Raw genomic sequence first — 25,670 nt, 5'->3', positions numbered from 1 at the left:
GAAAGCCCGCATCATGACCTCCAGCACTTCGCAACAAGTCACTGGTCGGCAGGTCTACCTGTTCGCTCTTGCGGCGGCCATCATGGTTGCCAACATCTACTACTCCCAGCCGCTGCTGGCCGTCATTGGGCGCTCCTTCGGAGTAGAACCCGCCAACGCGGGTTACATGGTTACCCTGACCCAACTCGGCTACGGCCTCGGCGTTCTGTTTATTGTGCCATTGGGCGACGGCGTCGACCGCCGCAAACTTGCTTCCTACATGCTGGCGGCCTGTGTGGTCACGCTGGTTGGCACGGCCCTCAGCCCCACCTTCCTGACGTTCGCGGTGATGCAGCTCCTGATGGGAATGACCGCCTGCGCGACAATGGTGGTCATTCCCTATGTCGCGTCCCGTTCTCCCGAGGAGGTGCGCGGCAGGCGAGTGGGGATGGTCATCACTGGGCTTTTGCTCGGCATTCTGCTTGCAAGAACCGTGTCCGGCCTGGTCGCCGAACTCGTCGGTTGGCGTTGGATGTACGTCTTTGCGGCCATGGGCGTCGCGACGTTGTGGTTTGGATTGCGCCGCACGATGGTGAGCGACGTGCAGACTGCCCCTGTGCACTACCTCGGCCTGATGCGCTCAATCGTCGCTCTATTCAGGGAAGAGCGGGCGGTGCGTCACCGGTCGTTCTACTGCCTGCTCGGCATGGGGAGCTTCAGCGCGCTCTGGACCGGATTGACCCTGCACCTGGCGTCCGCTCCATATCATTTCTCTTCAGCGACGATCGGCCTCTTCGGCCTTGTCGGCGCGGCCGGTGCATTGTCGGCCGGCTACGCAGGACGTCTTGCCGACAGGGGGCTGGTATCTCTCCTGACCGGTGGTCTGGCGACGATGCTGGCTGCATCCTGGCTGCTAATGGCAGTCGGCGGACACTCCATCCCTCTCCTGATTGCAGGCATCCTCACGCTTGATGTTGCCGCCATGGGCCTGCAGGTCGTTCATCAATCCGTCCTCTACAAGCTCACCACCAACGCCCAGTCGCGTATCACCTCGATCTTCGTCACCTCCGGTTTCGTTGGCATGCCGATCGGTTCGGCTCTGAGCAGTCTTGCCTTCGCCCATCTAGGCTGGCAAGGCGTGTGCATTGTCGGCGGCGGAATGCCTGTGCTGCTCCTTCTGCACTGGCTGTGGACCAGGATCCGGCGTCGCGAAACGTCGGACGAAAGGAGCCTGAGGTCCGTTCCTGATTCATGATTACCTTGACGGCTTCATGTGCGTGCCGCAGCCGGATGGCTTGGTGGTTCTATGGCCCATCCGGACGTCAGACCCGAGCAGCCTGGCAAACAGCGCAAGGGATCACGGGAAGTGCGTCAAGCGGGTGTTTAGGAGACAATGGTCTTATCCGAGGCCGCGTTCAGGTATTGAACGGGGTTTTCGCTATGGCGACCGCTGACTGCATTCCTAGCGCTATCTAGCAGGCTTACTCGACTTTGCGCTACGAAGCGGCGAGTCCACTCCCGGCCCTCTTCCAGCTCCGACCCTCGGAGCAGCTTATGTCTCCTTTTGGCGCATTCTTGCCATCAAGGTCGTCGCGGCATTTTTCCGAATGGCCAATCGAGCTTGGTCAGTGTGCGGTGAAAAACGCCGATTACAACTAGGTAACATCTGCTTCAATTTACTCAGTGACTTAGCGCAATTAGATTTCCCCGGTTGTTGGTTCGTATCCCATCAAGGCGCGTGAAAGCGGCAGGGACGTTCGAATGCGTCGCGCTCAGGGGAACGATACATTTTCGTCCAAATTACTCTGAAGTGAGCCTGTCCGCAGGTCAGCGGATAAAAGTCGCAGCTGCTGGTTAGTAGCCGGAAGTCGATACCCCCTCCCTGGTTAGTGATCACTTCACGAAGCTGCACGGTTATGGATGCGGTAACGCGTAGAAGGTTCGTGACGTCACCGTGCTAGATCAAGTCCTTTACCCGAAACGCTCGGAAGGTCTCGAAATCCGGTTCCATAATGATGACGAGGCAGGAAGTTGCCTTGCCCCAGCATTTTGTTTCGAATTGTACCAGACCGATATTCTTTTTTGTATCTCCCGCGCCTCTGAAGTTCCGGGATAAGATGTTCTATTATGTCCTCATATGTCCCGGGCATAAGCGCGTAAGACAGATTGAACCCATCCACGCCGGTCGCTTCCACCCAACGCTCCAGCTCGTCAGCAACCATGGCGGCAGAGCCAACAAAGACCGGGCCGCGACCACCCACGCCGCACCATTTTGCCAATTCAGATATCTTCCACTCTCGTGCCTGAACAGGTGTGGTGAATACTTCGATCACCGACTGCCCCGCCTCAGTAGGGACATAGCGAAGTGGAGATCGTCTATCGTATCCGCTCAAGTCGATGCCGGTGGCTCCAGAGAGCAGCGCAAGCGAGGCTTCTTCGTCCACGAGCGACAGGATACGCTCGAATTTCCGTCTCGCTAGTTCAGGTGACCTGTCGACAATGACGGTCGCCATGTTGAAAAAAGCGACGTCGTCGACTGTGCGATTTTCATAAGCCAGTTCTTGCCTTATACCTGAGATCACCTCTGCGAGAACGGGGATTGTGGGACACCCAGTGAAAACGCATTCTGCGTGGCGAGCAGCAAACTTTCTACCGCGGGGGGAGCTTCCGGCTTGGAAAAGGAGCGGAGTACGTTGCGGAGATGGCTCGCAGAGGTGAATACCAGGCACATTGAAGTATTTTCCTATATGCTCAATTGGCCGAACAAGTTCCGGTAACGCAAACGTCCCAGCTTCCCGGTCCCGCACCACGGCGCCGTCTGCCCAACTCCCTTCCCAGAGTTTATACACGACATCCATATATTCGTCCGCCATATCGTAACGTTCATTGTGGCTCATCACAGATTTGGACGTAACGTTAGGTGCTCCACTGTTCAAATAAGAGGTCACGATATTCCAAGCTACCCTCCCGCCTGTGAGATGATCGAGCGTCGACATTCGCCTAGCAAACGGGAAAGGGTGCTCAAATGAAACTGAGGCCGTTAACCCGAAACCGAGATTGCGCGTGGCGAAAGCCATAAGCGGAACAAGCGGAAGCGGATCATTGACCGGAACCTGCGCTCCCGGTCTGAGCGAGGCGTCGACGGTTCCTTTATACACATCATAGACACTCAGAACGTCCGCGAGAAAGAGCGTATCGAACAGGCCTTCTTCAAGGAGCTTGGCCAGTGCTACCCAGTGGCCCGGATCATTATAGTTTAGGGAGCGGTCAGATGGATGTCTCCAGAGCCCAGGAGATAGATGACTCATGCAATTCATCATGAAGGCACTAAGACGAATTTCTTTCATTTCATAACACCTTCAGCAGGTGCAGGGATCTCCGAAATTCCCATCTTTTTGAGCACATGGGCGGTTGCCAAGAGGTCTAGAAAAGCGTGTCCCGTGGAGCTGAAAAGCGTCTGCTGCTGCCTAAGTTGAGGTCGAGATGTTTTTAGGAGGTCAGTGAGGTCGATTGCAGCAGCGTGCAAATGGCCACCTTCTGAGACGGCCGTTGATTTATCTTCCACGATAACCAAGCGATCTGCGAAAATTTTTGCTTCGACTTCGGAAGTGTCTACATCATGGGCACCCATGCAATTGAGATGCGTCGTTTTCTCTACATCGCGTGCTAGTAGAAGCGGCGAAGCGGACGAGGTCGCAGTACAGACAATGTGCCGGCCCAACGCCGCGGCAGCCGGAGAGCCCACCAATCCAACTCTCGCGTGGTCTCCGAGCATACGTCGCGCAAATGTTAGGAAGGCCTCGGCGCGGTCGCTCCCTCGGTTATATATCGCTAAATCAGCGATTTTCCTCACCGTGCTTATCCCCCAAAGCTGGGCTCGGGCAAGCGCTCCCGCCCCGAGGATCCCAATGCTGGTTTCTCTTTCTCCAGTGCATTTTTCGGTCACAAGTCCGCAGACCGCGGCGCACTTAATCATGGTGATTGCATTCCCTTCGAGTAATGCCAAAGGCATCCCGGACCGAGTGGAGAACGCCAGGACATAGGCATTTACGCTTGCATTGGTAACCTCACTCTTGCCGTCCACGAATGTAGCCATCTTAGTTGTAAACAGGTTCAGCTCGTTCGAGACGGAACTCATAGCTCCGAACAGCTTGTCGGGCTGGGCGACAATCGACCGAGGAGGCGAGATGGCATTCTTAATATAATCTCCTTCATATGCTTCGCGCATGTCGCGTATCAGCGACGGAAGGTCGACGGCGCGCAAAATTTCGGCGTTGGAGACTGTGCGGATCATAACTACGCCCGTTCCTGACCGTTAGGGTTACAAGGAATGAGAGCGCTCCTCCGGAAAGTCATGAATTGGGCTCCGTCCGCCTTGCGGCCCGTTGTTTCAAAGGTCACGATGCCTGTGCCTTCGCGGCTTTCGGAAAGCCGCTTAGCGACGATAGTCGTTTCGGCATAGACAGTGTCCCCGACGAAAACAGGTGCGGTCAGTCGGATGTTGTCCCAACCGAGATTGGCAATGGCCTGTGCACTTGTCCCGGCCGTTGTCATACCTCCGACGATGGAAAGCGTAACAAGGCTTGAAACAACGGGCCGCCCGAATTCTGTCGTCGCGGCGTAAGCGTGATCGATATGTAGAGGGTGCGTGTTGTGAGACAGCAACGACATCCACACGTTGTCCGCTTCTGTAATCGTTCTGCCGGGATAATGTTCGATAATGTCCCCGACGTCGAACTCATCATAAAAGACGCCTTGTCTCTGGCGATAGCGGCCCGGCGAGGTTTTCTCGAATGCGAGGATGTCTTTCACGATGTTGAAGCCTTCCCGGACACTATGGAATGTGCTCGCCGCACAAAAGGGGGGCCGATCATTGTGCCATCGACAACCGAGATGGCGTCGCTATGCCCCTCGACGGCATCGAGGACTTTTCTTGCCCAGATCACGCTTTCTTCGGAAGGGCTGAAATGTTTATTGATGTGCGATATCTGCCGGGGGTGGATAGCAATCTTCGCGTTGAATCCCATATTCCGTGATCGACTGCAGTCCTCCTCCAGTTGACCGAAGTCTTCTAGTGCAAAGGTTGGCGCATCTACTGCGATAAGGCCAGCCGCTCTCGCCGCCATGACGACTGTCGCCCGAGCGTGGATCATCTCCTCCCACTGAGTTGTAACGCCGAGACAGGCTGCGTAATCGGCTAGGCCGAAACAAAGTGCGACGAGACGGCGGTCGGAACGCGCTATCGATAGAGCGTCCCCAACCCCGCCCGGCGTTTCTAATATTGCGCAGAGAGACGTTGAAGCAGCCTGTTCGTCAAGAATCGCACTTACAAGCTTAACTACTGCCGGGTCTTCGACCTTCGGTAGGAAGAGCAAATCCGGAACATGGCCAGTGTCCATCATCGCCTCGAGGTCACGTAGTCCGCAAAGGGTATTTATTGAATTCACCCTGACAGATACTGGCTTTGTAAATATCCCCTTATCAAAGAGCCGCCAACTGTTCCTCGCGAGATCCTTGTCTACTATTCGGACGCTGTCCTCCAGGTCGTAAAGGAGCGCGTCTGCATCGCATTTTTGCGCAGAGCGGAACCGGTCCACGGCGGTGCCAGGGGTCACGAGAATGCTCCTGCAATCCTTCAGCGGGTTCGCCACGGCTGATCGCTGGATGGCCAAGCTCATAACACTCGAACCCTGGGGAGTACCTCGTTCCTAAGCAACGTGCAGAAGCGAACGAGATCCTCTGGTCGGTGGTCAGCCCGCAGCATCACCCGCAGTCCTTCCCGTCCTCTAGCCGTTATCGGAAAGTAGCTTGCGGCGCAGTAAAACCCGTTCTCCAAGATCAGGCGCGACAATGCAATTGTGAGCGAAGCGTCCCCCACGTGAATGGAGCGTATCGGGAGTAGAGAGCCTGTCAATTCAGTGGGTACCATCTCGTCGAAGTACGCAATATTCTGACGCAGCTTGGTTTGAAGTTCTTGCAACTCAGAACTGGCGTGGATCTCCGTGCTGGCGAGGATACTGCCAAGGCTAGGGGTATTGAGGCTCTGGGACCAGCACATCGGGCCAGCGAAAGTGTTGACAAATGACGTGTCGAACTCTCGATCGAACATAACCACGCCGCCTGAGCAGCCGAATCCCTTGTCAAGCGATGCCGAAATGACCGTTAGAGGATTTAGCTCACCCATATGCGACCTAACCATCCCTTCGCCGTTTCGTCCCGCTACTGAAAGCGAGTGTGAATCGTCGAACCATACAAATAGCCCGTACCGATCTTGGAGTGAGAGAAGCGCGTCCAGATTTGCAGTTCCGCCGAGCGAATAAGCACCGTCGGCGATATAGGCTACGCTTTGGTTTCGTCTGCAGACGTCTTCAAGGAAGTCCATGTCGTTATGTGGCGCAGAGATAACCGGAGCCTCGTCGGCGCAGATTGGCTTAATCCAATCCATGCAGAAATGTGCCTTCTTATCAAAAACGGTGACCCTTGGTCCTCCGTTTGCAAGGTGGCCGGACGATATCAACGGCAGCAACCCCGAAGTTGCGACAGAACATGAGAGGCTAACGAGGCACTTTGCGTCGAAAAGGTCGGACAATCCCTCCTCAGTTCGTTTAACCAAGTTGGATCTGATCCGCGTTGGAGCGATACCGAGACTTGTAATGCCTTCGTGTCGGAGCGCATCGATGGCGCCTTCAATAACTTGGGAATGTCGGTTCAGCCCAAGGTAAGAATAGCAGCTCATGTTGATGAACTCTGTGGGGCCGTCGTCGGTATCACGAATGTGGCCGACGTCGCTTGAATCCACGTAAAGGCTGATGAGCTGTTCCTTTTTCGCCGCGTCCCAGCTGTCGGAACTCATCGCAGCCAGCTTAGAAGTGTTTCTGAACCTGTGCTGGGTAAGATTAGGCATGATTTTCCCCTCTTTCATAGCGTAGGGCCGAGCTAGCGGCGTCGATGGGTGGCAAACGATAGTATTGTAGAGACCGTTTGAATGACCATGAGCATCGTGAAGTGGATTCCTTCTGCCGCGGCGACCGATGTCGGTCGGGCAACTGGATATACGCCCTAGAGCTACAACACCTCGTCATATTTCGGGTTTCTGTGCTGTGTGACGATCGGCGCTGTCTTCGGTTGCAACCATACAATCAGTATCGAGCACACAATAAGGACGCTTCCCACGGTAAGGCCCCAATCAAAGGCACGGCCGCTTATCCAAGTGTCGATGATTATCACCAAAATTGGCACTGCAAGAGACGCCAAACTCGATTGAATCATCTCAACGCGCTGAACAATGAAAAACCATAGCGACATCGCGACAATTGTCCCGAAGATGGCTACGTAAAGAAGTGTCAGAACGCTGGCGTAATTCATTTCGAAAACAAAGCCACCGTCAACAAACGGAGTGATTATCGCAAGACCAAGCGCCCCGATGACGGTTTGCCATACAACAACATGCACTTGGTCAGCTTTAACTAGATTTCTTTTGGTAATCAGCATGGCCAGCGCCCAGCATAAGGATGCTGCTAATAGCACCACAAAGCCAACCAAAGGCTGACTACTAATGGTTGGCAATATAACAAACGAGATGCCGATGCAGCCGAGTGCAACACACCCGATTTTCCAGATATTCAACTTTTCTCTAAGAACCAAAGGCCCAAGCGCGACCGCCCAAATAGGTGTGGCGTAAATTAATATTGTGGCTCTTCCGATATCTACCAGCAAAAGCCCGTATGCGGAAAAGGCATACATTAAAGTTGTCTGCAAGAACCCTATCGCTCCAATTGGCAGCCAATATGCTCGATCAGGCAAAATTCGCCGACGAAGAAGGGCCAGCCCGGCCAGCATCAGCGCCGATCCGATGGAAAACCGCGCCGACGTAAACGAGAATGGTGTTGAATAGGATAACCCTACTTTGGTGAGGAACCATCCCAAGCACCAGATTGCCGTTAACGTGCATAGAGCCGCGGTTGTTACGAGCCTATGCAACGGCTTGATCCGAAGCAGGATGTTTCGGCCATGTCTTGATCAGGCCCTCAATCATTGCATTGTATGAAATGTTGGCTAGCTCACATCCTTTGGGAAACACGCTATGATGGTTTAGGCCAGGCAGCGTGTTGATCTCCAGCAGGTATGCTTGGCTATCCCGAACGATGAAATCCGCTCGAAAATAGTCTTCTATATTCAACGCCTGAGCTATAGCTGACATACTCCTTTCAATCCTTTTTTGAGTTGTGTCCGGAAGAGACGCTGCGGCAAAGGCGGTAGAGTTGGATGACTGGAATTTTGCTTCCCAAGAGAAAAATTCCTGGGAGAACGTGATGGCCAGTGGAGGCATAGCCCGGCCGTTTAGATAGCCTACTGTAATTTCGTCACCTTCAATGAACTCCTCACACAGCACGCCCCGTTCGAAGGCGGCTGCATCCGCAAACGCTTGGTCGAACTCCGCCGCGCTCGAAACCAACGACACTCCGACGCTGCATCCTTCGGCGTCTGGCTTTACAATGAACCGGTGCCCAAGGCGCCCAACCAGGTCAGCGTACCCTTGTGCATTCGCCCTTGATGGCACAAACACACAGTCTGGTGTCGCAACTGCCCAATCCCGTACAACGAGCTTCGTTAGATGCTTGCTCATACAGATAGTACTGGCTTGGCCGCTTGCCCCATTGAACGGGACGTTGATGCTCTCAAGTATGGCCTGGATCGTTCCGTTCTCGCCAAAGCCACCGTGAAGAGCGAGAAATACGCCTTGGTAATCTTCAAAGGGGAGGGACATCACCTCTTTCAAGGACGGCACATCGACCACGTCGAACGGCATTTGCAACGCAACAAGCGCCTGTTCAACTGACGACCCCGTATGAAGCGAAATCTCTCGTTCCGAAGAGTTTCCGCCCTTTAGTAATAGGATTTTGTCACGCATGGTTCCCCTCCAACGATAGGAGCTTCTGTAGATTCTTGATTTTGCGAGCGAGCTGATGCGCAGCGGAATCCATATCCGCGAAGGGAAGCTCGGATCCGAATGACACACGGATGGATGATTCAGCTCTTTCTGCAGAATGACCCACAGCGGTGAGGACGTACGACGGAGCCCGTGATTGAGAGTTGCACGCTGAGCCCCAAGCAATTCAGACGTCTTTAAGACCGCTAATGATTGTCTCCGCACGCACCTTCCTTGTCCAGATATTGCTTATATGCGGGACAGCTTGGGAAGCGTCTGAATTGTACTCAAAGTCGACGCCGTGAGCCTCCAACGTCGCTTTGAGATGGTTCCATCTCGGCCGTTACGGCGGCGATTAGTTTCTCTTCGGAACTCACAGTGTTATGGCTAGCTGTAATGTTGTGCATGTGCCCTCTTTCAGTGTCAGCAGTTTCGCGCTTCAAGTCGAACTGTCCGGGACAATGGATATTGGATCCAATGCAAAGTGTCGTCTTAAACGGAGGAGATTGCAAGTGAAAAGTCTGTTGGACGAGATCATTGGCGAGGAGCGTCCCCGCTTTAAGACTGCTACCGAGTTTGTGGTGGAGACGTTGCGGCAGGCGATCCTGTCCGGCCGTCTCCCGGCAGGAACTCCGCTTCGTCAGGACGATCTCGCTGAAGAGTTTAAATTGAGCCGAATGCCTATTCGTGAGGCCCTCAGACGTCTTGAAGCGGACGGGTTAATAGACCATCAGCCTCATAAAGGTGCTGTCGTTGCGAGCATGGAAATTGACGACATTAGAGAAGTTTTCGAGATGCGCGTTATGGCCGAGTGCACGGCCCTTGAGATTTCGATCCCTAACATCCAACCGAAAACAATCGAAGAGCTGTCTCAATTGCTTGTTGCAATGGACGACACATATGACCCGGATCGCCTGAGTGATCTCAATCGACGGTTTCATGGTGCGTTATACAGCAGCGCTAACCGTCCGAGGCTTATAGCACTCGTTAATTCGTTGCATGACTCCGTTGACCGATACATCAGATTTTTGCTTATCAACCTTGACTATCATGAGCGTTCGCAGAAAGACCATTACGATATTTTCGAAGCGGCAAAGCGGGGCGATGTCAAAACTGCCTCATCAGCGTTGCGTCAACATCTTACCAACGGGAAAGAAGAGGTGCTTGAGTTTTTGGAGTCACGAAAGAGTCACCCTGGCCTCACTGAGCAGTGACCTACTGGCGCAAAGTGAATCCTACAATTTCGGATATGATTTGTTTTAGCGGCATGCCGGTTTGAATTAACATCCTCGGAAACATGCTGATGCTGGTGAAGCCAGGCAGGGTGTTTACTTCGTTGAAATAGATAATTCCGTTTGCCGTAAGAAAAAAATCGACACGTGCAAAACCGCTTAACTCCAGATCGCGGAAAATCCCGATTGCGAGCGACTGAATTTGGTCCCTGAGCGGTGCAGCAATATCTGCAGGAACAATTAGGTCGGCACCATCTTCGTCCTCGTATTTCGCGTCATAATCGTAAAATACGTGAGCGTTCTTGGCCCTGATCTCCCCAAGGGCGGAGGCGACCGGCCCTTTGCTTGTTTCAATAACTGCACACTCAATTTCGCGACCCGATACCGCCTGTTCCACGAGGACCTTGTGGCTGTATCTACAAGCCAACTCGATGGCTTCCTCTAACTCATTCGGCCCAGTCACACGACGGACGCCTATCGAAGATCCAGATGTTGCTGGTTTGACGAACATCGGGCTTCCGTGCCGTCTGACGAGTTCCTGCCAGTTAGGCGCATGTTCGCCAGCGCGCACTACGTCCCAAGTTGCCGTGAGATATCCCTTTTGAACCAAGAGTCGTTTCGAAACATCTTTGTCCATTCCGATCGCTGAGCCCAAAACTGATGAGCCGGCACAGGGAATACCCAAAAGCTCAGATAGGCCCTGCAACGTGCCGTCTTCGCCCCAAGCGCCGTGCAGCGCAGGAAAAAATATATCTGCAGAGATCGTGACGCGGGCGTCTTTTGAAAAATATGACAAACTTCTCGAGCCAGGAGACAGGTTTACCTGTGGCTGACTTGTATCGACCTCCGACGCAACTTCTGGACCCATATAATGCCAGCTTCCAACGCGACTGATGCCGACGCAATGTATTTCATAATCGTTTGCGCGGAGACCTTCCAAAATTGTCGCCGCAGAACGTAGCGACACTTCGTGTTCTGGGCCTCGGCCACCGAATAGCAAAACCACACACACTGACATCTTTTTCAGTTCCCCCTAACGACAATAGGCCGTGGCTGTGCATATGTATTGGATCCAATCATACTGGATCGCAAGCCATTCTAATTAATTTAGGGATTTTTTAAATGTGGGATAAAAGTGACCTGCTTCCTCAGTTTTCCCGTGATCGCGTAGGACAAGATGCGCGAAGCTCTCTTGTGTCACCAAAACTAAGGGCTATCGCTGTCGCCGCCCCCGACTGGATTTCAGGTAACAAAAGCAGTGAGGCATTGAACAGTACGGACCCGGCCAGCCTGTTCAACGCATGCCGCCTTGCAGCCTCTAAGGCGCGGTTAAGCGGCAACGAGTGGTCGGCGAGCAATTGGAGCGGCGGGCGGTCCACGGTCCGAGACAAATTTTTGCTTATGTACTCGCTCGATGATCTGCCGCGTTTCAAAGATCTTATTCTGAGGGAGCGTCCAAACCTGCTTCTAATCGGCGCAATGACCCTTTGCATGCCGGGTGCGGTTGAGTGTGCTACGATCGCTAGAGAGTTACTGGGTGATGAAGTATTGATCGTCTTAGGAGGGCGGCATCCGAGCGAGACGCTCTATTTGACGAATGAAAGAATTAGAGCGGTCGACACAGTTCAGCATCATACCGCTTCGCCGGGAGGGCTAATTCGCCGAGGCTCTATTCCGCCGGTGTTTGACGTGGTCATTTCTGGGGACGGCGAGCACGTGATCTTTGAACTTGGTCGCTGCGTCGTAAATCAAGGCCCGGCTGATCATTTCGCGATTTCCAGTGAAATCGTATCATCAATTCCTGGCAACTGGATAGCGGATTTCCCTGTTATAGATCGACTTGTGGTTAGCAATGGCATGCCTGTGGCCTACGATACGATGGGCGCGCTTGCCGACGTATTTGGCGTGTCGGCGTCTTTCGATGTGTTTGAAGGACGCAAGACTGCTCATGTCTTCAGTGATACGGGACGCGGGTGCGTTTACGACTGCTCATTTTGCAGCGAGCGGAGAGGAGTGACCGGCGGCATCCAAGACATCAAAGGCGCGCCATGGCGGTTGTACAATCAAATGATCGCCGCTGTCCGAGTGATCAAGGAGGACTGCCCGGGCTGGCAAGCAAGTGCCTTCGTTGAAGACTCCATTTTTCTGAGTGGAAGTCCGGTCGCAATCGAGCAGTTTTGCCAGCTGATGGAGAGCGATCCCATCGATATAGTGTTTGGGTGCCAGTTCACCATCGATCAAGTTATCAGACGACAAGACTTAATCAGGCGGCTCTCCAGTGTCGGCCTGCGATACGTGTTTATCGGCCTCGAAACGTTTGACCCGGACGAAATCGGCGGCATGAGCAAAGACATTGGCGGACGCACCGAGTCTTGGCAGAACCGTTTTAGTAAGGTCATGCAAATATTCGCGGCAAACGACATTTCGGTTGGCTGCGCGTTGCTGTTTGGACTTGGTGAACCGCATTCTAGCCGGCTTGCCCTCCTGGATCGTCTGATCGTCGCTCGTCGTGAGCAGGGTCAGCCTCTTTCAGTGAGCGCGAACTGGGCAGTCCAGCACCCATTACGCTCGATCCCAGAGAGCCAAGGGGAAGATTACCTGAGATGGGGAACCCCGCCAGGTCCAATGCTCACCGCTTTTCATAGGTTTGGCGAAGCTTCTGTTGAGTATCCGCTCGCAGGCGTTGCGCCCCCAGACTTACCTGAGGTGATCGAAGTCATACGCATGCTCGATAGGATTGCAGATGCTTGAGAACAAAAGAACCGCCTCGGCGCGAGTAGGGATGTTTCCGCTTGGAGATATGGTGAGTCCAATCCTGCCGCCGATAAACGCAACCACGCTGATTGCGCCTTCCTTAGAGCGTTTGGCACCCATCGCCGATAACAGTCTTCTGCGGACGGCGGATCATGTGATGGAAGGACTATATTACGGCGGTGTGGATACCCCGACCACTCTGTCACTTGCCAAAGAAATCGCGAGATTGGAGGGTGGAAATTGCGCGGTTCTGTCTCCCTCGGGACAGGCAGCTATCAATCTAGTTCTGTCTGCTCTTGTTCAATCCGGCGATCATATCCTGGTCTCGGATTGTATTACCTACACAACCAAGTGGTTGCTGGACCGCCATTTCGCCCCCCTCGGGGTAACCGTCGATTATTTTACTCTCCATGATTCACATGATCTGGAGAGACTGCTCCGATGTAATACGCGACTGGTCTTTTGGGAGTCTCCAGGATCTTTTCTTTTTGAGGTTGTTGACCCAAGGCCTATCGTGAAGCTGTGCCGCTCTCGCAACATTATCACTATGATCGATAATACTTGGTCTGCATCGCACTTCTTTAACCCTTTTCAGCACGGCATAGATGTTTCCGTTCTTTCGCTCACCAAAACCCACGCGGCCATCGCGGGTGTTTCACTCGGCGCAGCAGTTACAGTCAGTGAGGACTTGTACAATTCGTTCAAGACCAGATCAGCATTACTCGGGGACTACGTAAGCTCATCGGCCTGCTCAGATGCGGCAAAATCAATGTCAACACTCAGTTTGCGTCTTGATGCACAACAGCATTCAGCTTCCGCCATCTTATCGCGCCTCGCTCAAAGCTCGGTTGTACATGAGGTCTTTCATCCGGCTTCATCGAAAAGCCCCTATCACATGCTTTTTCAAACCTTGTACTCCGGGTTCAATAGCCTGATTTCAGTCGAATTTTCGCTCCCTCCCGAGATACTGCGTGACCGGATTAATAAGCTCTCAACGATCAACGTTGGATACGGGTGGGGCGGGGCGGTTAGCTTGGTGAATCTTTTTGCCCCAGCGCAGGTGCGCACCATAGCAGCTGACAAATTGAAGGGACCATGTGCTCGGTTCTACATTGGATTGGAAGATCCGAGCGATATCCTTGCAGATTTCGACCTGCTCCTCAGAGAGGACTAAAATTCGCTTTCTGTGAGCATTCATGGCCAGGTGACCATACGCACTTTCAGAATACGATCACCTTAACCCAAACTCTTGGCAGTACCCGATAGGAGTGGTGTGCTCGCCGGTGACTGCTTCATCGGCAAGCCATTCGTTCAATTGTAATTCTGGTCCCGTAAACTCCAGGGCGGCGGTTCGAATCCCTTCAAGGCGTGAGACTGTAGAAGCCTGTTACAACGACTTGTGGTCGATCGCGCCGTGCATCTGGCGTCGCAGCGCGGCTAAACAGAAGTGTAAAAGCCTTGTCGTCACGCGACCGAAAAAGTGTTGAGACCATGTCGTTCGTTCGCTCCTCGCTAACCTTGTCCCACCTGGAGCGAAAGTTTGCAGCGGTGATGACAATCTCGGCTACGGGCTGAAGGTCTTCGCCGCCTCCACCACTGATATGGCACATGGGAATACCTTCAGAGACCACAAGTGCATAGCCGTTCTCCTGACCTGCATCGATGCGCCAGTATCGGTTCGCGCGGCGCAGTGAGGGCGGCGGCAACAAGGCGTCCGGTAGACCGAAGGTCTCGCGCACGTGTTCGGTAAGTCCGATCACGGCAAGGAATGGTTCGACACCGTCGCTCCAGCTTGCAGGCTCCAGAATCCAGGCCTCACACCCGCGCAATGCGCCTTCCAAGGCCTGGCGCAGAAGAGCCGGGCCTTCCTCGTCCTCCGCCAAGACAGGCGCCGTCAAATGGATCAGCGAAGCTAATATAAGGATGACAAAGCGCAAGGCGAACGGATCCTTCCCGGGGAATAAAGGGCGGATGGGCACGGACCTATCCGCTAACGAGATTAATGTTGGATAATCGGCAACGATGTCCGGGACGCTATCGAAATAGGTCTTCCCGCGGCCGCGTTCTAGATAAACCAGCTGCCGGCCGATCAGGTCGGCATCAAATATCTTTGGTTGTCGTTGCTTCTCGCTGAGCAGGGCATGCGTCGCCTCGAAACCGAGGGTATCCCGGCTCATCTCAATGTTCCGCCACACGATCTCGACCGTTCCACCAACGGAGGTGTTGCCATACTGTCCGTAGAGCATGTCGTTGAACGCATCGAGGCTGTGTTCAAGTGACCATGTTTCGTTCTTCATGAACACCCGGTTGATCTCGTCGTAGAAGGACAGGATGTCGTGTATCCTCTTACCCAGAATGATCAATCTCTTGGACAAAGCCCACCTATGCACACTACTTCCAGCTCGTATAGTCGTCAGCGACGCAGCCGAATGGCGCACGATCCTGTCCAAAGCGCTTCTTCAGCTGAGCGCACCCCCAGTCGTTCAACGTCTTCGGCATCAGGTTGTTGATGTCCATGCCTGGCGACTGGAACTGAGTAGCGGAGCTCGTGACATACCAGAGCCTGAACCCTATGACGCCGGTAAATATCAGCATAATCACGCCGAACACTAGCTTGAGCCGCGTCCAGGTCGAGACCCTGCGCGTTGTCGCTTCGACGAGCCGTGGAGCAGACCCGTCACTTTCTTGCAGAGCCAGAAGGGGTCCCAAAGCTTCACTGCGTTCCTCATCCGAAAGATTGATACGCTGCAGGGTGTCGTCGAGAAGAACGGGGAGGGCGGTGTCCCCATGGCGAACGGCCAAGCCAATCGCCTTGCCGTTATATTCGCCAACTATAAGTGGCTCCTGTCCGGGAGACATGCGCGTATAGCCAGATCGGCCCGTCTTATCGGCCGCGATCTTGTCGTTGTAGGTTATGTTCAGCAAGCCGCGCTTACGGTCGAAGGCCGTGATTTCGACAGGCACGGGGATGAGCAAAGCTGGGTGGCGCAAGCGACGTTTAACGCGCCAGATGCGAAACCCGAGCGCGATCATCGCCAGACCCATGCCACCGAGAATCATCACGAAAGCGGCAAGGGTGATGATGCGGTTCCACAGCTTGTCCAAGCCAAGACTGATGGTGGCCAGTTCCGGACGATCGGCTGAGATGACCAAACCGGTCTCGTAATCGCCGGTATGGAAATCGACGAACATCACCTCGACTTCGGTATCGTAGGCCTGGCCCCGGTAGGTATAGACGAGGCGGGCTTCGCAGTCGGTAAGGATTGCCCTGCGCGTTGTGCATCGGCCGTTCTGTACATCTCCATCTTCGATCAGTACCGGGTTTTGACTGATCCGAAAATCCCGGATGACGCCCGGTGCTTCCCACACGAGCAGGAACACGGCCAGCGCCAAAATAACCGGTGTGGACCAGAAGTAGGCATTCGGGGTGGAAATACTATTCGGAGCCAGTGAAAGCGGACGTTTAGGCAGTGCGAGAAACGGCAGCAACGTGAACTCCTCATTCCGATGGTGCGATGCTAGTAGGGACGTCCGACCGCACCACAAGCCCCATGCTTCAGCCTTTGTAGCCCAACCTCTTGCCAGAACGAGCAGACTGATGAAAGGTCTATTCGAACGCAAATTTGATGCCATAGCGCACCGCCGCCAAAGGGTGGCGCGTAGCTCTGCCAACTGTAAACTTCGGAGTTTCTCATGGCCCGGCGTAACTGGGAGGAGTTGTTGAGATGCGAGGTTTGTGGGCGCGTTGGTTGGGTAAGGCTTTCGGAGGAAAGCTCTCAATCTCCTTGTCGCAACGACGGCATCCACGTCGAGGAGGTGCCTGACGGGTTCAAGGACGCGGGAGGTAATGGCAGGTTTCACTGCATCGATCATCCCGCCGCTAAGGTTTAGCGTTATCAGCAGCCCCAATCCTTCTACTGAGGGGAGGGGTCGACTTTTGGTGCGATTAAGCCTATTCTTATGACATCGTCCGCAACCGATGAGGTAGGCGCTGGCGACTGCGAGTTCATACGTGTCCCCGCCTGCGTAAGAAGGAATACGACATGGATCGCCCGCACCAGACTTTGACGCAAATATTGGAGATCGGGCAACGCTCTATAGTTCAGTGCCCGCCGTCCGTTCCGAGCTTCTCAAGCGAGCGCTTCTCGCGGCGCACGAGATCGACATCGGCGTCAACTCCGACATACTCGAAGATGTTCATTTTTTGTTGGATCGGATCGCAACTGCCGACAGGAGATCTGCGCGAATGGCGTAGGTTCGGAGCGCCCGATCAATGTTAGACGTCTTGGCTTGCCGAGCTGGTATTGTGTGGGATCTAGCCGGAGATAGCAGTTATTATCGACCGGTGAAATGAACGGCTGAGTAACCTAACTTAAGCGCAGCGTGGGTGGTAATGCTACAGCCCGCTTCGCTGGCCTTATGCAAGTTCGTCTCCCTACTTCTTGGTAAGAGAATGCCGGCTCTATCTGAATAGACTAGAACCCCATGACATACGGAAGGATGAGGCGAACAGCTTTTCCATATCGACACGCAGCGGAGTTGGTTCCTTGGCGTGCCGAAGCGGAAAGTGAAACGAGCCCTGCGATCTTCTTCAAATACCACCGGCGAAAGGCGCGCGTAGGCGAAATGTCAATCAGAAGTGGACTAGCATCCAAGAAATCTTTACTCCGATCTCTGCACCGTGGTCAGCCCGTCGCGCAAATCCGTCTCCGTGAATCCGAAAGCTTTTTGAGTGAAGAAAACACAGCGCAGTTTTGCTGTCGAGTACAAGTCCGGCCGTCGGAAGCTTGATGCCAAGCCCAAGTCCATCTGGGGAAACGTGGACCTCAAGTCCGTTGCTCGTGACGTAGAGGACGAGGCGATGCCGTCGCTGCTACTAGGTATCGTGGGGAATGTCCCGAAACCGGAGTTGTCAGTGCATCGTGCAGACCCGCATCTCCTATCATTGACACCACCCGAAGCGACGCCGACAATTGCTGAAGAATCGAAAGAGATGCTCATGGCCGACGATGCCGAGACAATAAACGATGTTGAAGTGCCTGCGCCGGAAGAAGCGCCTATTGCCGTAAAGAAGCAGCGTAAGCCCCGGGCGAAGAAAAGCTCCGTTGTCGCAACGACCGCGGAGAGTGCACCAGCCGGTACCGATGGCCGCAAGAAGCGAGGCCGCAAACCACGCGTGCTCGTAGTCTCAACGCCGGTCGAGCCCGCTGCTTCGACGCCTGATCGGATCGCAGATGACGCGGCGACTTCAGCTGGCGACGAAATGGCTGATCTGCTGCAGCTAGAGGCGGAGAACCAAACGCTGCGCAAGATGCTGGCCGAAAAGCTTCGTGCTGAAAATGCTGATTTGCGGAAAAAGCTTAATATCGATTGATCTTCCCGCTGCCGCCGGGAACTGCTCATACCTCTAATCTAGATAGTCAGCTCGGCGGCGATCAGACTGTCGCCGGACTGAACCTGCATAGACCGGTAACAGATGCGAGGCCTGTCTCGTGGCATCTCCCTGGAAGTTTCTAAGCCGACTCGTGCCACGCCGCCGTGAGTCGAAGCAGGACGCGGTGGTTGCCGACGCGAAGCGGAATGTCCTGGCTCTTTCCGGCCCAGCGGAAACCGCTGCTGATGAGAGCTTGGCTACCTCAAGCGCAGTCGGAGATGCTGAGCTATCGCCGTCGGCTGCATCCGATCCTGATTTGGTAGAGCCTACGGTGGTGGAAAGCGCGGTAAGCAGGGCAGATGATGGGGCAGGGACTGTCGTTGCTGACGTAGTCGTTGGTGATACTGCGCCATCCGATCCCCCGGATACCGTCGTCATCCCATCTCCGGACGCAGTGGATTTGCAGGTGCGAGGAGAGACCAAACCGCGCAGGCAGATAGGTCGAGCCAGGAAACCGAAGCCAGTTGAAACAGCGCCTGTCTCACCTGATCAAAGCAGCCCGTCTTATCGACGCTGGTCCCAGCCGTCATCCGTACTTGGTCAGCAGTCCGGGTAGTAGGGGCTGACCTCGACCAAACAACCGAGCCGCTCACCAAGTTCCTGCCCAAGCGCCGTCATGCCGTCGGGATCGCTGTGCTGCGCTATGAACACAGACTGGTTGTCCGCGCCGGGTGCATGCGTGAAACAATGGGCATAAAGCGACGAGCCGCCCCCGCCCTTGGCCGGCGTCATACGAATGACCTCAAGATGCAGAATGTCGGTGCGGGGCATGACGAAGAGCTGATCCGAAACCACGATCAGCGCTTCGCCGTCTGCTGACAGCCCAAGCATCCGCTGCCGGTCCTCGATCAGGTCTTCTGGGTCGCGCACATATTCGAGCTCTGTCTCGCCCGGCGCAAGGCGGCCAGCCTGAGCCATGCGCGCTGCCCCGACATCCCCCTCGAATGCGAGAGGCACGAAGCCCGTCACCCATTCTCGTTCTCGCGCGCTGAGAGCCAGTCGGAAGCCCGTCATCAGCGTCACGTGGCAGGCGGTCTTGAGGCGAGGGTCACGATCCTCGGACGGGTTTTGCAGACCTTGCGATTGCCACTCCGGCGGCCAGGCTGTCAGCGAGACCTCAGCCAGCCCCGACCGCCACGCGGCGACGACGGTGTTCCACCGCTGGCCGACCGGCGTGGGCCCCAGCGATTGCGTCAGATTGTCGGCGACGCGCCGAAGGTTGGCGTGCGCGTCGTCCTCGAACCACGAAGGGGCGGTGAACCGGCTAATCGGGAACTGGGGTGGGATGCGCTCAAAGGCGCTTGCCGTCCAAGGCGCAAGTGCGCCTGGTAGGGGTTCGGCGTCAGTCATGACGAGCGCTGGCCATTTGTAGATCGGATCGGGCAGAACGCCACAGCGCGACAAGACCTCCGTGCGCGTTTCGTGACGCGGTAAGCGCCAATGGTCCGCAAGGCGCAGGATCGGGTTCATGCCATCGGCAAGTAATGGAACCTCCGCCGACACGGGACCGTCAGGCCAGGACGTCAGCGGCACCAGTGCGGCCTGTGTGCGGCGCAAGAGGCGGTTCAAGAAGCGTATCGCTGCCTCCGTTCATGCTCGTCGCTCAGCAACGGGTCCAGGTAGAATAGAAGATATGCGCTGCCCATGTCCACGTTCCAAACGTCTCAGCAAAAGCATGGTATGGCCGGAAGCTTTCCTACCAAAAGCCTGTAGGCTTGACATGGGAGCTGCAGAAATCTCACATGCCCGACTTCATGCAACCAAGGGAAAATGATTGAGATGCGTCATGCAGTGATCACGGCGACGAGCGCCATTCTTATGGCTTTGACAACGGCGGCGCCCGCAGCGGATATCAGCCAGGACGGCGCCAACGTCATCCGCGACAATCTCAATAACCTGCTGCCCAAGGACATTGCCAAGAGCGCGCCTGTTACGGTGACGCCGGCCGGATCACGCTACGAGATCGTATACGACTTCGCGAAACTGCTAGCAAAGATCAAGAGCGAAGATTTCGACATCAAGGGCCTGAAACCCTTCAAAATGTTCGCCACACCGCAGGACAGCGGGCTCTGGGATCTCGAAGGCAATAACAATCTCAATGTCACCAGCCATTTCACCGGGCCTGACAAGAAGCGCTCGGACTTCACCTATTCGGTTGCCGACATGGTGTTTAACTCGGTTTTCGACCCGGCCATCAGCTATTTCCGCTCCGGAGATTTTAGCGCCAAGGAACTGAAATTTACCTCGTCCACCGATACCGAGGTTGTGAATGCCAGTTTCGGCAACACGAATTACAAACTGAGCTCCGCCGACAGCGCCACTGCTGGCCGCCTGGATTTTGCCGCCAACGGCAAGCTCAGTAGCTTTAAGGAGCAGGTCAGCGGAAAGGAAATGCCACCGGTCAATATCTCAGCAGACAGCATTGACTTCGACGCCAAGGTCAATGGAATCGCAGCCAAGGACTTGAATGAGATAGTTCTTTTCGTGCTCGATCACGTCGACGAGGAACGTCTTACCAGGAAAAGCGAGACCAGGCTCAAAGCCATGCTCGATAATGCCTTTCCGCTGCTGACCTCGCTCGAGGAAACCATCAGGCTCAACAACTTCGCCGTCACCAGCGCCCTCGGCGGCGGCGGCGCCAAGTCCTTCGGCTATCATTTTAAGGTCGATGGGCCAAGCAACGCGACGCGCATTGGCGTGGCGGTGGATGCGACCGACGTGAAAGTAGACAGCGTTCTGGTTCCTGCCGGTTACACAGCCTTCCTGCCGCAGGCGCTCGATATCCAGTTCGGCGTTCCGGGCCTGAATTTTGCTGCCCTCGGCGACAAATTTATGAAGACGAATTTCCTTGAACCGACAGATGATAGCGAAAATGCGGGGCAACAGGCTATCGAAAAGCTGATCCCCGGCGGTGTTCTGAAAGTTGAATTTCCGAAAGTCAGCGTCAAGTCTAGCGTCTACGACGTCCAGGTATCCGGGGAGCTGGAAGGCCGTGTCGATACGCAGCAGGGCTACATGATGAACGCATCGATCGTGGCGCGCGACTACGATGCGACGATCAAGGCCGTGCAGGAGCTAGGAAAAACCAATCCGGAACTTACCCAGGCGTCTTTCGGAATGATGATGATCAAGGGCTTTGCCAAGACCGATCGCGAAGGCGCCCACCACTGGGATGTAGCGGTTGCCAGCGACGGCTCTATCGACGTCAACGGTCAGCAGATCAAGGGCCCGGACGAACCGATCACTGAAGAGGCTGCTCCCTCGGACCAGGCGACTCCCGCGGATGACGCAGCACCTACTGACGATGCCAAGCCCTAATCCAGAAGAAATGATTTGGGCGAGGCACTATGTCCGCGCAGCGAGCAATTCGGCGGTCTTTTGGCATCAAATCGATCCGCCGGCAACCGCCTGAGGGCGGTTGCATTAAAGGAGGCCCGACGCTCATTGTGGGGAAGGGACTACCCAACGCCGAGCCTCCACCATGGCCAGTGATTTGAGGGCAACCACAGCATCTGCACGCTATCGCGCCAATACTTGATTCGCCATAGGACAAATCTAGCTTCTGGACAGAGGTCAAACGCATACGTTAAGTTGCAGTCCGCTAAACGTTCCCTATCGGCTATAGCCCATATGGGGGATTGGCGGGATCAAACGATCAGTCCCCCCAATCCAGCGTATCGCGATCAGAATTCCTCCCAGTTATCTTGCGCTGCGGTGGCTGTCGCTCCGCCTCGGTGGCTGAACGCATGCGCAATTTTGCCGACCATACTGCGAGCCGGTGACGCGACAGGTATAGAGCGACCAGAGTTGCGCATCAATGATGTCGTGTTCCGTAGCGCCGCGGTCGAGCTGGTGGCTTCGGATGTGCCGCCCGAGCCAAGTTGGAACTGGCTGATCAGTTCGCGCAGGCGGCCGGCTTCAGTCGCAAGCGTCGCACCCGCGGCATTTGCTTCTTCGACCATAGCGGCATTCTGCTGGGTAACCTGGTCCATCTGATTGACGGCCGTGTTGACCTCCGCCAAGCCGACAGACTGTTCCTTTGACGAGGTGGCGATGGAGTCCATGTGCTGGTTGATCGTGACGATATGGGCCTCAATCGTACGCAGCGCTTCGCCGGTGTCCTTTACCAACTTGACACCCGTACCGACCTCGACCGAAGACTTGCTGATCAGATCTTTAATCTCTTTCGCCGCGTTGGCCGATCGCTGGGCGAGCTCGCGCACTTCTTGCGCGACGACGGCAAAGCCCTTGCCAGCTTCTCCAGCCCGTGCCGCCTCGACGCCAGCGTTCAGAGCGAGAAGGTTTGTCTGGAAGGCAATGTCGTCGATGACGCCGATGATGTTGGAAATCTGACCAGAAGATTGTTCGATACGACCCATTGCCTGCACGGCATTTGAAACGACTTCACCCGAGTGACGAGCGCTCTGGTTGGCCTGGATAGCAACCACACGAGCTTCCTCCGCCCGTTTGGAAGAGTTCGTGACATTTACAGTGATCTGGTCAAGCGCAGCTGCCGTCTCCTCCAAAGAGGCCGCCTGCTGCTCAGTGCGCTTCGACAGATCATCGGCGCTGTTACTAACTTCGCGTGACCCGCTGTCGATCGAACTTGTAGCCTGAGAAACTGAGCCAAGTGTCTCGCGCAGCTGTTCGACAGCTGCATTGAAGTCGGCACGCAGGCTCTCGAAGTCCGATGCGAAAGCTTGGTTCAGTTGGTAGGTCAAGTCACCTGACGCCAGATGCTTGAGGCCAGTCGCCAGGCCGTTAGTTGCTTCAGCCATTGCTTCTGCCCGGACACGCTGCTCGTCCGCGGTTTCGCGGCGCTGTTGTTCGGTCGTGTTGCGTTGTTCATCGGCCTGACGCTCCAGATCCTTTGTCTTGAGCGCATTGTCCTTGAATACCTGCACAGCGCGAGCCATCGCGCCTGTCTCATCGGGCCGATCCTCGCCCTCAATCTGAGCGGATAGGTCGCCTGCGGCAAGCCGCGACATCGTTCCGGTCAGGCGGCCGATGGTGTTGCCCAGTGACCGGGCAAAGAGGAAAAATACCGCAAGCGCGATCAGCGACGTCACCAGGGTTATCCCGGCCATTGTCCACAAGGCCGCTCGAGCTTCGGCGATAATGTCGGTCGCATCTGTCCCGATTTCAAAGACGCCAATCTTTTCGCCTGAGAAAGAACTGAATGGGACGGCTTTGATCAGCATGTCACGTCCGTCGAGGAGCGACGCTTCAAACACAGGCTTTCCGTCGAAGGCAGCCTGGATAGTTTCAGCGGGAAGAAGCGTCTTGCCGTTCTCGGTGGAGGACTGGTTTACCAGCTTGCCGTCGGAGACAACGTTGACAGCAATTTCAGCGTCGAGCCGTTCAGCAAGCGGTGCGAAATAGGCGTTCGAGAGTTCAGTCCCGACATCGACCACGCCGACAACATTGCCATCGACGAAAACAGGCGCGACTGCATACATTCCGATGCCAGTGCGGCCTGGTTCGATACCAGCGGCGACTATTCCCGTCGCGATGGCTGAGGCAACCGTCTTGCGGCGGCCCAAGTAGTTGTCTCCGAACTTATCCGGAGCGTGCGCCCTGGCGACGACGTTGCCCTTGGCATCTGCGATCGTAATGTTCTGAAGGCCGCCGATCTGATTGACGGCCTTCATGCTGGCAGAAAACTTGTCGAGTAGCTTTTGACGGTCGCCTGCGCGGATGTATCCGGCGATATCTGGCTCTCCGGCAAAAGTTAGCGCCAGTGCCGAAGCGGAACGCTGAATGGCGGCCATGTCAGTTTGAATGACAACAAGATCGCTTGCTGCTTTACTCTCGAGTGCCTTGCTGTTCATGTCGGACTGGCTAAGCCACGCTAAGCCGCCAATCGCCGCGCTTGCGAATAGCACTGCGGCAAAGCCGTAACCCGTTATCTTAATCCAAAGTGGTTTCTTTACAGTGTTCGCAGTCATTTTTCAGTCCCCTCAGCCCAATGTGTCGTTTGAAAAGAACAGGCCACTAAAAGCCTCAAAATTCAGTAAAATTGCATATGCTGGCGAGAGGTTTTCACGTGGCGAGACGGGCTTGAGAAGTGGTTGCATATCGCCCGTCATTTTCGCCCTCAACGACGGTCTGGAACGTCCACTCATTGCTCACGGGGTCCAGCAGAGGCTCCATCCGCTCCAGCGGCTGCGTGAGCTGGCTTAGCGATCTGCGCATGCCGCCAAGGAGATCAAAGATCTGATCCGGACTTCTACCGATGAGGTTGCAACTGGTGTGAAGCTAGTTAGCGAGACCGGTGAAGCCTTGAAAGCAATCAAAGGCTTCATCATTGCTGTCAATCAGCACATGAATGCGATCGCAACCTCCGCACGCGAGCTGTCTGCTGGGCTTTCGGAAGTCAACATGGCTGTCAACCAGATGGATCAGGTCACCCAGCAGAATGCAGCGATGGTGGAGGAAACAATTGCGGCAAGCGCAACTCTTGCAACGGAGAGCACACGTCTGCGTCAGTTGATCGGTCGTTTCGAACTCGGAGGCTTGAATCCGCGCAGAATTGAAGCCGCCAAACCACAGATGCGTAGCGCGCCGGGATCACAGCAATTTGCGGTATCGTCAATACGCAGTAGCAACTCAGATCGTTCGGAAAGCGCAACCGTTACCGTGCTTGCAGATCATCGGGAAGAATTCTAGTTCGGTCGATGTCGTTCCATTCCTCGAAAAGCCTACCGGATCTTACCCGCGGCAGGCTTTTTCGCTGGTCCTGTGTGGAATATGCCGGAAGGAATGTTTTCCGTGAATTCGATCGCTGTTGAACGCGTGATTACCTGTCCAAGGCTTCAACTCTTCAGAGCGACGAGCGGGCGCCTTCAGTTGCAGTAGAGACCACGTAACAGATGAGGGAGGCGGGCTCGCTCTTGTCGAGAAAAGCGAGCCTGCCGACCGCTTCTCGTCTCTCACAACTTGAAGCACGTACCTCATGCGCTGCTTCGGTTAACGAAATGTTAAGTTTCCAAGAACTCATCAAATGCGTATTCGCGTATAGGGATCAGAAAATCCTTCGACAGCTTACAAGTTATCACGAGTAGTTCGATGCACACGCAGCAACAAGGTACTTTAAGGAGTCGTTCCGTGGTGAGTAGTCATCTCGAGGCCGTTCGGGCAGTGGCGGCTTAGTTTGCCATCGCACGGGATAAATCTTCTGCCGTCATCGATGTTGTGCGATAGGCCTTCCAGTGCTGGTCGATAGTAGCGATCGCTGCTCGCACACCGGCAAGTCCCGCGCAAGAGTATAGGCTCCAGCCCGCATGTTATGGCCGTATCAACTATACTCCCGGCATAGCTGTCGGCGATTATTCGCAAAGGA

The 25,670-nt window shown here is 55.1% G+C and carries 19 protein-coding genes; 7 read left to right on the top strand and 12 right to left on the bottom strand.

The window, feature by feature from the left end; all coding sequences use genetic code 11:
- Nucleotides 1-13: 13 nt before the first annotated feature.
- Nucleotides 14-1,234: an MFS transporter gene (locus ACQY1J_RS22080; RefSeq protein WP_430252420.1), complete on the top strand. Its 1,221-nt coding sequence runs from the start codon at nucleotides 14-16 to the stop codon at nucleotides 1,232-1,234.
- Nucleotides 1,235-1,928: 694 nt separating this feature from the next.
- Here the strand turns inward: ACQY1J_RS22080 and ACQY1J_RS22075 are convergent.
- From ACQY1J_RS22075 to ACQY1J_RS22045, 7 genes are all read right to left on the bottom strand, one after another.
- Nucleotides 1,929-3,326 (bottom strand): LLM class flavin-dependent oxidoreductase, encoded by a 1,398-nt coding sequence (locus ACQY1J_RS22075; protein WP_430252418.1) that lies wholly within the window; start codon nucleotides 3,324-3,326, stop codon nucleotides 1,929-1,931.
- Nucleotides 3,323-4,273: an ornithine cyclodeaminase family protein gene (locus ACQY1J_RS22070; protein WP_430252416.1), complete on the bottom strand. Its 951-nt coding sequence runs from the start codon at nucleotides 4,271-4,273 to the stop codon at nucleotides 3,323-3,325. Before ACQY1J_RS22070 ends, ACQY1J_RS22075 begins: the two co-directional genes overlap by 4 nt.
- Nucleotides 4,274-4,275: 2 nt before the next feature.
- Complete coding sequence (locus ACQY1J_RS22065) at nucleotides 4,276-4,794, bottom strand: MaoC family dehydratase (RefSeq protein WP_430252494.1); 519 nt, start codon at nucleotides 4,792-4,794, stop codon at nucleotides 4,276-4,278.
- Nucleotides 4,788-5,657, bottom strand: coding sequence for an HpcH/HpaI aldolase/citrate lyase family protein (locus ACQY1J_RS22060; protein ID WP_430252414.1), 870 nt, complete (start codon nucleotides 5,655-5,657; stop codon nucleotides 4,788-4,790). Before ACQY1J_RS22060 ends, ACQY1J_RS22065 begins: the two co-directional genes overlap by 7 nt.
- Nucleotides 5,654-6,883 carry an aminotransferase class I/II-fold pyridoxal phosphate-dependent enzyme gene (locus tag ACQY1J_RS22055; protein WP_430252412.1) on the bottom strand — a complete coding sequence of 410 codons (1,230 nt, stop codon included), beginning with the start codon at nucleotides 6,881-6,883 and terminating at the stop codon, nucleotides 5,654-5,656. Before ACQY1J_RS22055 ends, ACQY1J_RS22060 begins: the two co-directional genes overlap by 4 nt.
- Nucleotides 6,884-7,044: 161 nt before the next feature.
- Complete coding sequence (locus ACQY1J_RS22050) at nucleotides 7,045-7,905, bottom strand: DMT family transporter (RefSeq protein ID WP_430252410.1); 861 nt, start codon at nucleotides 7,903-7,905, stop codon at nucleotides 7,045-7,047.
- A 46-nt stretch (nucleotides 7,906-7,951) separates the two neighbouring features.
- Nucleotides 7,952-8,890 carry a D-alanine--D-alanine ligase family protein gene (locus ACQY1J_RS22045; protein ID WP_430252408.1) on the bottom strand — a complete coding sequence of 313 codons (939 nt, stop codon included), beginning with the start codon at nucleotides 8,888-8,890 and terminating at the stop codon, nucleotides 7,952-7,954.
- A 530-nt stretch (nucleotides 8,891-9,420) separates the two neighbouring features.
- Here ACQY1J_RS22045 and ACQY1J_RS22040 point away from each other — a divergent pair.
- Nucleotides 9,421-10,122, top strand: coding sequence for a GntR family transcriptional regulator (locus ACQY1J_RS22040; protein ID WP_430252406.1), 702 nt, complete (start codon nucleotides 9,421-9,423; stop codon nucleotides 10,120-10,122).
- Nucleotide 10,123: 1 nt separating this feature from the next.
- On the opposite strand, the gene ACQY1J_RS22035 is transcribed toward ACQY1J_RS22040, so the two are convergent.
- Complete coding sequence (locus tag ACQY1J_RS22035; RefSeq protein WP_430252404.1) at nucleotides 10,124-11,158, bottom strand: D-alanine--D-alanine ligase family protein; 1,035 nt, start codon at nucleotides 11,156-11,158, stop codon at nucleotides 10,124-10,126.
- Between the two features lie 104 nt (nucleotides 11,159-11,262).
- Between ACQY1J_RS22035 and ACQY1J_RS22030 the strand changes: the two genes are divergently transcribed.
- A complete protein-coding gene (locus tag ACQY1J_RS22030; RefSeq protein WP_430252402.1) occupies nucleotides 11,263-12,891 on the top strand; it encodes a B12-binding domain/radical SAM domain-containing protein in 1,629 nt (542 codons plus the stop codon).
- A complete protein-coding gene (locus ACQY1J_RS22025) occupies nucleotides 12,884-14,068 on the top strand; it encodes a trans-sulfuration enzyme family protein (protein WP_430252400.1) in 1,185 nt (394 codons plus the stop codon). The genes ACQY1J_RS22030 and ACQY1J_RS22025 overlap by 8 nt, the downstream gene beginning before the upstream one ends.
- A 187-nt stretch (nucleotides 14,069-14,255) precedes the next feature.
- On the opposite strand, the gene ACQY1J_RS22020 is transcribed toward ACQY1J_RS22025, so the two are convergent.
- Both ACQY1J_RS22020 and ACQY1J_RS22015 read right to left on the bottom strand, forming a co-directional pair.
- Nucleotides 14,256-15,269 carry a hypothetical protein gene (locus tag ACQY1J_RS22020; protein WP_430252399.1) on the bottom strand — a complete coding sequence of 338 codons (1,014 nt, stop codon included), beginning with the start codon at nucleotides 15,267-15,269 and terminating at the stop codon, nucleotides 14,256-14,258.
- 16 nt (nucleotides 15,270-15,285) lie between these two features.
- On the bottom strand, nucleotides 15,286-16,380 hold the full coding sequence (locus ACQY1J_RS22015; RefSeq protein WP_430252493.1) for a hypothetical protein: 1,095 nt from the start codon (nucleotides 16,378-16,380) through the stop codon (nucleotides 15,286-15,288).
- A gap of 1,246 nt (nucleotides 16,381-17,626) precedes the next feature.
- Between ACQY1J_RS22015 and ACQY1J_RS22010 the strand changes: the two genes are divergently transcribed.
- Nucleotides 17,627-18,268 (top strand): transcriptional regulator, encoded by a 642-nt coding sequence (locus ACQY1J_RS22010; protein WP_430252397.1) that lies wholly within the window; start codon nucleotides 17,627-17,629, stop codon nucleotides 18,266-18,268.
- Between the two features lie 600 nt (nucleotides 18,269-18,868).
- Here the strand turns inward: ACQY1J_RS22010 and ACQY1J_RS22005 are convergent.
- On the bottom strand, nucleotides 18,869-19,897 hold the full coding sequence (locus ACQY1J_RS22005) for a hypothetical protein (RefSeq protein WP_430252395.1): 1,029 nt from the start codon (nucleotides 19,895-19,897) through the stop codon (nucleotides 18,869-18,871).
- Between the two features lie 201 nt (nucleotides 19,898-20,098).
- Here ACQY1J_RS22005 and ACQY1J_RS22000 point away from each other — a divergent pair, with 201 nt between their 5' ends.
- On the top strand, nucleotides 20,099-21,646 hold the full coding sequence (locus ACQY1J_RS22000) for a hypothetical protein (RefSeq protein WP_430252393.1): 1,548 nt from the start codon (nucleotides 20,099-20,101) through the stop codon (nucleotides 21,644-21,646).
- Nucleotides 21,647-22,011: 365 nt separating this feature from the next.
- On the opposite strand, the gene ACQY1J_RS21995 is transcribed toward ACQY1J_RS22000, so the two are convergent.
- Nucleotides 22,012-24,276 (bottom strand): methyl-accepting chemotaxis protein, encoded by a 2,265-nt coding sequence (locus ACQY1J_RS21995; RefSeq protein WP_430252391.1) that lies wholly within the window; start codon nucleotides 24,274-24,276, stop codon nucleotides 22,012-22,014.
- Nucleotides 24,277-24,535: 259 nt separating this feature from the next.
- Between ACQY1J_RS21995 and ACQY1J_RS21990 the strand changes: the two genes are divergently transcribed.
- A complete protein-coding gene (locus tag ACQY1J_RS21990; RefSeq protein ID WP_430252491.1) occupies nucleotides 24,536-24,997 on the top strand; it encodes a methyl-accepting chemotaxis protein in 462 nt (153 codons plus the stop codon).
- The last annotated feature ends 673 nt before the right edge of the window (nucleotides 24,998-25,670 follow it).

Origin of the sequence: Neorhizobium sp. DAR64860/K0K1 (genome assembly GCF_050500205.1) — a bacterium.
Taxonomy (GTDB): Bacteria; Pseudomonadota; Alphaproteobacteria; order Rhizobiales; family Rhizobiaceae; genus Neorhizobium; species Neorhizobium soli.
Note: the sequence above shows the minus strand (reverse complement) of the source record. Positions and strands in the feature narration are given on the sequence as shown.

Excerpts from the sequence above, each read along its gene's own strand:
- ACQY1J_RS22080 (WP_430252420.1), top strand. The coding sequence starts at position 14 with ATGACCTCCAGCACTTCGCAACAAGTCACTGGTCGGCAGGTCTACCTG.
- ACQY1J_RS22075 (WP_430252418.1), bottom strand. The coding sequence starts at position 3,326 with ATGAAAGAAATTCGTCTTAGTGCCTTCATGATGAATTGCATGAGTCAT.
- ACQY1J_RS22070 (WP_430252416.1), bottom strand. The coding sequence starts at position 4,273 with ATGATCCGCACAGTCTCCAACGCCGAAATTTTGCGCGCCGTCGACCTT.
- ACQY1J_RS22060 (WP_430252414.1), bottom strand. The coding sequence starts at position 5,657 with ATGAGCTTGGCCATCCAGCGATCAGCCGTGGCGAACCCGCTGAAGGAT.
- ACQY1J_RS22055 (WP_430252412.1), bottom strand. The coding sequence starts at position 6,883 with ATGCCTAATCTTACCCAGCACAGGTTCAGAAACACTTCTAAGCTGGCT.
- ACQY1J_RS22045 (WP_430252408.1), bottom strand. The coding sequence starts at position 8,890 with ATGCGTGACAAAATCCTATTACTAAAGGGCGGAAACTCTTCGGAACGA.
- ACQY1J_RS22035 (WP_430252404.1), bottom strand. The coding sequence starts at position 11,158 with ATGTCAGTGTGTGTGGTTTTGCTATTCGGTGGCCGAGGCCCAGAACAC.
- ACQY1J_RS22030 (WP_430252402.1), top strand. The coding sequence starts at position 11,263 with ATGTGGGATAAAAGTGACCTGCTTCCTCAGTTTTCCCGTGATCGCGTA.
- ACQY1J_RS22025 (WP_430252400.1), top strand. The coding sequence starts at position 12,884 with ATGCTTGAGAACAAAAGAACCGCCTCGGCGCGAGTAGGGATGTTTCCG.
- ACQY1J_RS22000 (WP_430252393.1), top strand. The coding sequence starts at position 20,099 with ATGATTGAGATGCGTCATGCAGTGATCACGGCGACGAGCGCCATTCTT.
- ACQY1J_RS21995 (WP_430252391.1), bottom strand. The coding sequence starts at position 24,276 with ATGACTGCGAACACTGTAAAGAAACCACTTTGGATTAAGATAACGGGT.